Source organism: Polynucleobacter sp. AP-Sving-400A-A2 (assembly GCF_018688155.1).
Classification (GTDB): domain Bacteria; phylum Pseudomonadota; class Gammaproteobacteria; order Burkholderiales; family Burkholderiaceae; genus Polynucleobacter.
In genome coordinates this window covers 2,024,750-2,034,533 of sequence record NZ_CP061312.1, presented here as the reverse complement: position 1 = coordinate 2,034,533, position 9,784 = coordinate 2,024,750, and the positions used below count along the sequence as shown (strand labels likewise).

The window sequence follows — 9,784 nt, the reverse complement described above, 5'->3', positions numbered from 1 at the left end:
ATTTTTAGAGGATTCATTGTAGCGACCCCATTAAGTTATCCACAAGCCAGAAAAACGTGGAAAACCTGTGGATAACTTGTGAATAACATAAAAACCCCCATACAAATTAATGGCTTATTGAATTTTCGCCAAATAAATAGAGAAAAATGCCTATATATTCTTCTATAGCGGTTGACCTTTTGCCGGGCAACAAGGAAAATACTGGGTTTTGCAGGATGAATCATGAAAAGAACATACCAACCCTCAGTAACACGTCGTAAACGCACTCACGGATTCCGTATTCGCATGAAAACCAAGAGTGGGCGTGCTGTATTAAATGCTCGTCGCGCCAAAGGTCGCAAACGCCTCGCCGTTTAATTTAGCAGTTGAATAGCGCCAGGATTTCTGAATTACTAAAAACACGCCCTAAGACAAGTTTGTGTTGGGGTTTGTATTTGGCTTCTCCAAATCAGGGCGAAAAACCAGACTTGGGTATTGCGGTAGCTAAAAAGCTGGCTAAACGTGCGGTAGATCGCAACCAACTTAAGCGCATGATTCGTGAGCTGCTTAGAAACACTCAAGCAACAAGCCTTAACAGTGATGTTGTGGTGAAGCTAAAAAAACCAATTGGTCGAGAAACGCGCGGCAGACTCCGAAGCAAAGAAAAAGAAGACCTGAGAGCGCAAATTGTGGGACTGATTTAACGTGCGCCTACCTAACAAGTTAGCCATTAAGGTTGTGAGGCTCTATCAAATAACCCTTAGCCCCTTTATTGGCATGCACTGTAAATTCATGCCCTCATGCTCACAATATGCCTGCGACTGTTTTGCTAGTTATGGATTTTTCAAAAGCTTTAGGCTGATGGTGTGGCGCATCTTACGTTGCAATCCATGGTCACAAGGCGGACACGACCCTGCTGTAAAACCAACATCTCATCATTAAGTGAATGCAAATGGACTTTAAAAAAACAATTCTCTGGACAGTCTTCTCCATGTCAGGCCTGTTGTTGTACAACAATTGGCAGGTTCACGAAGGTAAGCCATCGATGTTTGGCGGACCCTTAACAACTACTTCAGCGCCCGTTGATAAACCTTCAGCTACGAGCAGAGCCGATGTGCCGACCCAATTATCGAGTGCGCCAGTAATTGCAACAGCCCCAATTATTAATAGTGATGTAATGGCGGGCGCGGAAAAGTTCACCCTACAGAACGATGTTCTTGTGTTGAAAATTAGCTCAAGCGGCGCAAATGTCGTAGATGCAAAGCTACTAAAGTCTTTCACACCAGAAAACAAACCCGTTGAGTTATTTCAATACACATCTACACACAAATACTTCGCGCGCTCCGGATTGATTTCTTTAAACAGCGACCTTCCCAATCACACCAGTAACTTCAAGTTGGTTCAATCTGGAAAAGATGAATCAGGCCGCCCATTTATTGTCTTAGTTAGCGAGCGCAATGGCGTTAAGCTTGAAAAAACTTTCATCCTTAACCCAGGAAGTTATGTTGTAGATGTTGGGCACCGTATTACACAAACCGCCAACAACCCCAACCCACTTGTTCTATACACTGAGATTGTTCGTGACGCCTCCCAAGAGCAAAAAATTGGCCCTTTTGACGGCGCATTTTCAGCAAGCACATTTACTGGGCCGGCAGCCTACACAGATAAAGAAAAGTTTAATAAGCTCGAATTCACGGCAATAGATAAAAACAAAATCACCATTCCTACTCAGGTAGCTGCTGGTGAGCCAGCATGGATCGCAATGGTTCAGCACTACTTTGCAAGCGCATGGATTCCGGGCGACAAGGCAGTGCGTGATATTTACGCCAACAAAATTGATAACAATTTATACCGAATTGGTATGCAAACCCCGTTGGGCGTAGTCCCTGCAGGCTCTACTATTGTAGAAAAGGCTAGACTATTTGTCGGTCCACAAGAAGAGCGCGTGCTCGAAACAATCGCCCCAGGCTTTGAGTTGCTTAAAGACTATGGCTACTTAACCATTTTGGCGAAACCTATTTTCTGGCTTCTCGACAACATTCATTCTTATGTTGGCAACTGGGGTTGGTCAATCATCCTATTAACCATCTTAATTAAGCTGGTGTTCTTCCCGCTGTCAGCCGCAAGCTATAAATCTATGGCGCGCATGAAGGAGGTGCAACCTCGCTTGGTCGCCATGAAAGAGCAATTCAAGGGTGAGCCACAAAAAATGAATCAGGCGATGATGGAGATGTATCGCAAAGAAAAGATCAATCCACTGGGCGGTTGTTTGCCAGTGGTAATTCAGATCCCAGTATTTATCGCTTTGTACTGGGTGTTGCTGTCGTCTGTTGAGTTGCGTGGCGCCCCATGGATTTTGTGGGTTCACGATCTCTCGTTACCAGATACATCCATTAGTGACCTGATTGGCTTAAAGTCAATCCCAATTGGAATTTTGCCAATCATCATGGCGGCCTCTATGTTTGTGCAAACCAAACTTAATCCAACGCCACCCGATCCAATTCAGGCGAAGGTAATGATGTATATGCCTTTAGTATTCTCGGTCATGTTCTTCTTCTTCCCTGCGGGCTTGGTTTTGTATTGGGTAGTGAACAACCTGCTATCGATTGCTCAGCAATGGCAGATCAATCAAATGTTTGGAAAGAAGTTGGCTAAATAAACTTAGCTGCTGAAAAATATACAAGGAGTGCCCGCAATGATGACAAGAAAGCTGCCCATCATTGCGCTTGCCACCGCACCTGGAAAAGCTGGTGTCGGCGTCATTCGTATTAGCGGGCCGCAGCTTTTACCTATAACCATGGCCTTATTTAATAAGGCGCTATCACCCAGGCAGGCAAACTTAGTCACCCTTCGAGATGAGCGGGGCGAGGCGATTGATCAACTCCTTGCTATTTATTTTGCAGCCCCAGCCTCTTTTACAGGCGAGGATGTCCTGGAGCTGCAATGCCATGGGGGGCCACAACTTTTAGAGTTGGTCATGAAGCGATGTCTTGAGCTGGGAAAAGATCAAAGCTTGGTAATTGCTGAGCCCGGCGAATTTTCTTTACGAGCCTACCTTAACAACAAAATTGATTTAGCCCAAGCAGAGGCGATTGCAGATTTAATCGACGCTCAAAGTGCGGCAGCGGTACGTGGCGCAGCACGCTCCTTGCAGGGCGCTTTCTCAAATGACATTAATGGCCTGATTGAAGAGATCACCCAGCTGCGTATTTTGGTGGAGTCCACCCTAGACTTCCCTGAGGAGGAGATTGAGTTCTTAGAGAATGCCCAAGCCCGTGAACGCCTGAGCGCTGTAATGCAAAGGCTGTATGCGCTGAGGGAGGGGGCGAAACAGGGCAAGATTTTGCGTGACGGTATCCAACTGGTTTTAGCTGGCGCGCCTAACGTTGGGAAAAGCTCTCTTCTAAATCGCCTAGCCGGCGAAGAGGTGGCTATTGTTACGCCTATCGCAGGAACCACAAGAGACCGCGTTAAGGAGAGCATTATCATCGGCGGCGTCCCAATGCACATCATTGATACCGCAGGCTTGCGTGAAACCAGTGATCTAGTTGAGGCCAAAGGAATAGAAAGATCATGGGAGGCCATTGGGGTAGCAGACCTAGTTATTTTTCTGAAAGATCCAAACTCTACAGAAACAAGCAATAGCGCCGAAATTTTGGAGTTAAAAACTCAGATATTAAAAGCGCTGCCCCCGAAATGCCCCGTGTTAGAGGTCAATAACAAATCAGATCTATTGGGTGGCTCCATTCCCAACCAAGACGGAAAGCCAGCCTTGCTCATTTCAGCCAAGACGGGCGAGGGTATTGAGGCTCTAAAGCAGAAAATTTTGGAGTTGGTAGGTTGGGGCGGCTCTCAGGAGGGCGTGATTGTGGCACGCAGGCGGCACCTAGATTGCTTGGATAGGGCTGCCACCCACCTAGAGCAGTCGCAACAATTTGCCGCTAATGGCAATGTATCGCTGGAGTTATTTGCAGAAGAGCTCCGTTTGGCACAAGATCAGCTCGGACAAATTACTGGGAAGCTACTCCCGGACGATCTTTTGGGCAAGATATTTAGTCAATTTTGTATTGGCAAATAAAAGACTTGCTCTTAGCAGGTTCGTCCATAAAAAAGACGCCTGAAATGTTAAAATTGTGCGATCAAAAATATTACATTTCATAGGATTCACATGACCGTCAATAGCAATACGCCTGAGTACGTAAAAAACCAAAAGCTGATTCAATGGGTTGCAGATGTATCTGCCCTAACCAAGCCAGACAAAATTCATTGGTGTGATGGCTCCCAATCTGAATATGATGAATTTTGTGAATTGTTGGTAAGTGCAGGCGTGTTCAAGCGCCTTAACCCTGCTAAACGTAAAAATGCTTTCTTAGCATTGTCAGATCCTGATGATGTAGCTCGCGTAGAAGACCGCACCTTTATCTGCTCTGCAAATAAAGAGGATGCGGGCCCAACCAATAACTGGGTTGAGCCAAGCGAAATGCGCGCCACTCTCCAGCCATTGTTTGATGGTTGCATGCGCGGTAGAACAATGTATGTAGTGCCATTCTCTATGGGCCCAATTGGCTCCCCAATTGCGCACATCGGTGTGGAGCTTTCTGATAGCCCATATGTTGCTATCAATATGCGCTTGATGACCCGCATGGGTAAGGCGGTTATTGATCAGCTTGGCGCTTCCGGCGAATTTGTTCCTTGTATTCACACTGTTGGTAAGCCACTGGCTGCCGGTGAAAAAGATGTTGCTTGGCCTAATAATAAAACTAAGTACATCGTGCACTACCCAGAGACACGCGAAATTTGGTCTTTTGGATCTGGTTATGGCGGCAACGCCTTGTTGGGTAAAAAATGTTTCGCATTGCGCATCGCATCTAACATGGGGCGCGACCAGGGCTGGCTGGCTGAGCATATGTTAATTTTGGGTGTGACATCGCCTGAAGGCAAGAAATACCATATCGCTGCTGCGTTCCCATCTGCTTGCGGAAAAACCAATTTCTCTATGATGATTCCTCCAAAGGGATTTGAGGGTTGGAAAGTTACCACGGTCGGTGACGACATTGCGTGGATCAAGCCACGCAAAGATTTAATTACGGGCAAGACGCGTTTATTTGCGATTAATCCAGAGTCTGGTTACTTTGGCGTTGCTCCAGGAACAAATCGTCAAACCAATCCAAACTGCTTAGATTCATTAAACCAAGACGTGATCTTCACTAACGTTGGCTTAACTGATGATGGTGATGTGTGGTGGGAAGGTTTGACTGATACACCTCCAGCACATTTAATTGACTGGCAAGGTAAAGACTGGACTCCTGCTGATGGCGCCGCTGGTCGTAAAGCTGCACACCCAAACTCACGCTTTACTGTAGCCGCTACCAATAACCCTGCGGTTGATCCTAATTGGGATAATCCAGAAGGCGTAGCAATTGATGCGTTCTTGTTTGGCGGTCGTCGCTCAAACACGGTCCCCTTGGTGAGCGAAGCGCGTGACTGGGTAGAAGGTGTTTACATGGCGGCAACAATGGGCTCTGAAACTACTGCTGCGATTACTGGCCAAGTAGGTGTTGTGCGTCGCGATCCATTTGCAATGATTGCATTTGCTGGCTACAACATGAGTGACTATTTCCAACATTGGTTGAATATCGGTAGCAAGCTTGCGGCTGAAGGCGCTGTATTGCCAAAGATCTACTGCGTGAATTGGTTCCGTAAGGATGAAAATGGCAAATTTATTTGGCCCGGCTTTGGCGAAAACATGCGTGTACTTTCTTGGATTTTGGGTCGTGCTGAAGGTAGGGCTAAGGGCATAGAGACCGTATTTGGTATTTGCCCAGAACACGCTGATATGCATTGGGATGGTCTCGATTATTCAGAAGAGAAGTTTGAGAAAGCCATTGCCGTTGCTACAAGCGACTGGAAAAATGAGCTCGAACTTCATTCAGAATTATTTGCGCATTTAGGCGAGCGCCTGCCAAAAGAGTTGATCGAAGCGCGCAGCAAAATCGAGAATCGCTTAAACGCCTAGGCGCCCCTAGAAATTTAAGAAGCCTTTTTAATAACATCATTATTAAATGACCTCACCCCAACACCATGACATTGTGGTGATTGGGGCAGGCATTGCGGGTGCGTGCATTGCCAGTGAGCTACTCGAGCGTGGCCAAGCAGTTTGCATTGTTGATTCTGCCCCCTGCCCTGCATCTGCATGTTCAAGTCACGCATACGCTATTGCTCATCCTCATGTTGGCCGAGGCGCCCCCCGCTTACTGCGGCTGACCCGCCTTGCATTTTTGATGGCAGAGGCTCGCTGGGGCCAAACGTGGAATCAGCATGGCATCTTTCAGCCAAACAAGAGAGACAGGGGGTTTAGCCGCGGTGATGTCGCGAGCCACCTAAAATCACTGGAGCTTGATGAAGGTATGGCTCAAGCACTTGATGCGGATCAGGCATTACAAATTTGTGGCATTAATCAAAATGGTATTTGGCTTCCACGGGGTGCATCACTCAATTTATCTGAGGCAACACAGCAGGCCCTAAAGCCCCACCCAAAGCTGACATGCCACTGGAATACCCCTGTAGCTCGACTAGAGAAAGTCGATGCGGGCTGGCAGTTGATGAATGCTCAAGATGGGCTCATCATGACGGCCGGCAAAGTCATTATTGCAGCAGCACTAGAAACTAAAAGTTTGGCTGCAAGCATAGACGTAAGACTTCCCTTGAGACCGGTTCGTGGACAGCTAAGTATTTTTTCTGTTGATCAAAATAGTTCGTGGGCACCAAAACTACCGTTCACCGCCATATCTGGCGATGGCTACTGCTTGCCCGCAGAACAATTGCCCGATGGAAGCTACCGGTGGATAGTGGGTTCTAGTTTTGATGAGGATGAATCGGATCTTCAAGATTGGAAGACAAGCGATGACTTTAATCGCGAGCAAGCAAAAGGCTTATTAAGTTACCTAGAGGGCGATACAGAGCAACTTCAAAAGGCAGGAAGCTTTGTGGGCATTCGCTGCGTTGCGGGCGATCGCTTGCCAATCATTGGTGCGCTAACTCAACGCCCAGGAATATTTTTAGCAACAGCCCTGGGTTCGAGAGGCGCACTTTGGTCGGCCTTAGCAGCTAAGCTGATTACAGCTCAAGTGCTCGAAGATGACTTCGCCTTGCTGGCACGTTTAGGTTTTGCTGCAGACTTGGTGGCAGCACTGGCGCCTGCACGTTTCTTTGCTGGCGCTTTAGCATCAGCACCTGCTTTGGGCGCTTTAGCCTCAAACTCAAAACCAATCTTGCCATCTGAGCCCAAGGCAAGATAAGCCTTAAACCCACGGCCAGTTCGGTTAGATTTGAAGTTGGTTAGCAAATCGGTTTTACCTTCGGTCAGCAATTTTTGAACTTGCTCAGCAGAAATTTCTTGTTGTAAAACAACCTTACCGGTTTTGAAATCACATGACTTATCTGGACCGGTATTTCTTTCGCACAAGTAGCGCATACCATCTTCGTATACAGCACCAGAACACTTTGGACATACGCCTAAAGCCTGTCGGCCAGTAAAGTCGATTGCCTCGGACTCATCCTCTTGAGTGTTGCCAAAATCAAACTCAAGCTTAAAGCCTGCGTTCGGATAATCAGCATCATCTTCAGGGATTTCACTCAACTTAATAATGGCTGCAAATGGCCTACCTATTTTGCTGCGGAACCCTTGCAGTGGCCCAATAGTTTTTTCACGCAGCAGCTCTTCTACCTCAGGGTATTCAAAGGCGCGGCCACCTGGAGTTTTGCTAATTGTAAATCCACACTTCTCACATGCAAAGCGGCGGTAGTTTTCTTTAACAGCGCCTTTGCAGTGAGGGCACGGCGTAGACATAGTCGCATAGTCGCCGGGTATGGTATCGCTGTCATACTCTTTAGCGCGTTTGACGATGCGTTGCGTCATCTGCGCAATTTCTTGCATGAAGGTATCGCGATTCATCTCACCACGCTCAATCAGGGAGAGTTTATTTTCCCAGCTGCCCGTGAGATCGGGCCTGGTTAATTCTTCAACATCTAAGCCGCGCAAGAGCGTCATCAATTGGAAGGCCTTAGCAGTTGGTATTAGCTCACGTGCTTCGCGCACCATATATCGCTCTGCCAGCAGGCCTTCAATAATGGCGGCACGGGTTGCAGGTGTGCCCAAGCCTTTTTCGGCCATCGCTTCACGCATGTCATCGTCATCTACCCATTTGCCAGCACTCTCCATTGCCGATAACAAAGTTGCTTCGGTATAGCGCGCTGGCGGTTTGGTTTTTAATGGGATCGCCGCAATAGATTCGTTTTGGACGGTTTCGCCTTCTTGCACGGCTACTAATTCATCATCTGCTTGATTGGATCTGCCGTATACCGTCAGCCAACCTGGTGTGACTAGTACGCGACCTTCAGTTTTAAAGTGATGTCCCGACGCCTCGGTGATGCGAGTAGTGACGCGGAATTCGGCTGCAGGATAAAACACTGCCAAGAAGCGACGGACGACCAAGTCATACAGTTTTTGTTCTGGCTCACTGAGGGTCTTTGGAGACTCTAGGGTAGGAATGATCGCAAAGTGATCAGATATTTTCGAGTTATCAAAGATACGTTTGTTCGGTTTGATCCAGCCATATCCTGCCTTAGCTTTTGGATCCTTGGGATCACCTTGTAAGATTTGTTTGGCGAACGAACGATATTCTTGTGAGTTTTCAGCCAAATTTTCCATGGTCTGTTTCACGGTATCTAAATAATCTTCAGGCAAGGCCTTGGCATCAGTACGTGGATAGGTCAGCACTTTATGGCGCTCGTAAAGCGCTTGGGCCAAGCCCAAAGTATTTTTAGCAGAGAAGCCAAAGCGTGCATTTGCTTCACGTTGCAGGCTCGTTAAATCAAACAGTTGGGGTGCTAATTGAGTTGCTGGTTTGGCTTCTTCTTTAACGCTCGCTTTTTTATCGCGACACGCAGCCACGATACTTTGTGCGGCAGCTTCACTCCAGAGACGATTCTCGCGTGCATCTGGAGCCGCAGTATCTTTCTTGAATTTAGGATCAAACCAACGTCCTTCGTATACGCCGGCCGCAGCAATAAATTCCGCCTTCACCTCCCAATAGTCTTTGGAGATAAATTTTCGAATGAGCTCTTCACGCTCAACTACGATTGATAGTGTTGGCGTCTGTACGCGACCGACTGTTGTGAGAAAGAATCCGCCACTCTTGCTGTTGAATGCTGTCATAGCGCGAGTACCGTTGATACCAACTAGCCAATCTGCCTCTGAGCGGCAGCGTGCCGCATCTGCGAGGGGTTGCATATCAGTATCGCTGCGCAGGGAGGCAAAGCCATCTCGAATGGCTGCTGGCGTCATGGATTGCAGCCAGAGCCGTTTAATAGCCTGCGGTGCTTTTGCATGCTGTGCAATTAAGCGGAAGATCAACTCGCCTTCGCGACCCGCGTCACAAGCGTTAATGAGTTGGTTGATGTCTTTGCGCTTAATCAGTTTTTGCAATACCTTCAGTCGCGATTCAGTTTTAGCGATCGGGCGTAAGTCAAAATAGGGCGGCACAACTGGAAGATTTGCAAACGACCATTTGCCACGTTTGACATCAAATTCTTCAGGTGCGGCAATCTCCAATAGATGGCCAACTGCAGAGGAGATAACAAAGTCATCGTTTTCAAAATAGTCCTCATATTTAGTGAAGCCACCCAAGGCCTTGGCAATGTCATTCGCGACGGAGGGTTTCTCCGCAATGATCAGAGTTTTAGGGTGATCAACGCTTGAAGTCTTGGAGCTGCTTTTTTTGGTAGATGCTTTAGTTGCCACGCG

7 protein-coding genes and 1 pseudogene are annotated in these 9,784 nt (G+C 47.4%); 7 read left to right on the top strand and 1 reads right to left on the bottom strand.

Annotated elements, in window-relative coordinates; genetic code table 11:
• Window positions 1-222 precede the first annotated feature (222 nt).
• The 7 genes and pseudogenes from rpmH to mnmC all read left to right on the top strand — a co-directional run.
• Complete coding sequence (gene rpmH / locus C2758_RS10670; protein WP_011903922.1) at window positions 223-357, top strand: 50S ribosomal protein L34; 135 nt, start codon at window positions 223-225, stop codon at window positions 355-357.
• Window positions 358-434: 77 nt separating this feature from the next.
• Window positions 435-683, top strand: coding sequence for a ribonuclease P protein component (rnpA, locus tag C2758_RS10665; RefSeq protein ID WP_251369204.1), 249 nt, complete (start codon window positions 435-437; stop codon window positions 681-683).
• A gap of 1 nt (window position 684) precedes the next feature.
• Window positions 685-921: a membrane protein insertion efficiency factor YidD gene (gene yidD, locus C2758_RS10660; protein WP_215328295.1), complete on the top strand. Its 237-nt coding sequence runs from the start codon at window positions 685-687 to the stop codon at window positions 919-921.
• Window positions 922-931: 10 nt separating this feature from the next.
• Window positions 932-2,638: a membrane protein insertase YidC gene (gene yidC / locus C2758_RS10655; protein ID WP_215328294.1), complete on the top strand. Its 1,707-nt coding sequence runs from the start codon at window positions 932-934 to the stop codon at window positions 2,636-2,638.
• Window positions 2,639-2,677: 39 nt separating this feature from the next.
• Window positions 2,678-4,057 carry a tRNA uridine-5-carboxymethylaminomethyl(34) synthesis GTPase MnmE gene (gene mnmE / locus C2758_RS10650; protein ID WP_215330305.1) on the top strand — a complete coding sequence of 460 codons (1,380 nt, stop codon included), beginning with the start codon at window positions 2,678-2,680 and terminating at the stop codon, window positions 4,055-4,057.
• 90 nt (window positions 4,058-4,147) lie between these two features.
• Complete coding sequence (locus C2758_RS10645; protein ID WP_215328293.1) at window positions 4,148-5,995, top strand: phosphoenolpyruvate carboxykinase (GTP); 1,848 nt, start codon at window positions 4,148-4,150, stop codon at window positions 5,993-5,995.
• Between the two features lie 46 nt (window positions 5,996-6,041).
• Window positions 6,042-7,133: pseudogene (mnmC, locus tag C2758_RS10775) on the top strand (FAD-dependent 5-carboxymethylaminomethyl-2-thiouridine(34) oxidoreductase MnmC); the annotation flags it as partial.
• Here the strand turns inward: mnmC and C2758_RS10640 are convergent.
• Complete coding sequence (locus C2758_RS10640; protein ID WP_371817700.1) at window positions 7,103-9,781, bottom strand: DNA topoisomerase III; 2,679 nt, start codon at window positions 9,779-9,781, stop codon at window positions 7,103-7,105. The pseudogene mnmC and the gene C2758_RS10640 sit on opposite strands and share 31 nt — an antisense overlap.
• Between the last annotated feature and the right edge of the window lie 3 nt (window positions 9,782-9,784).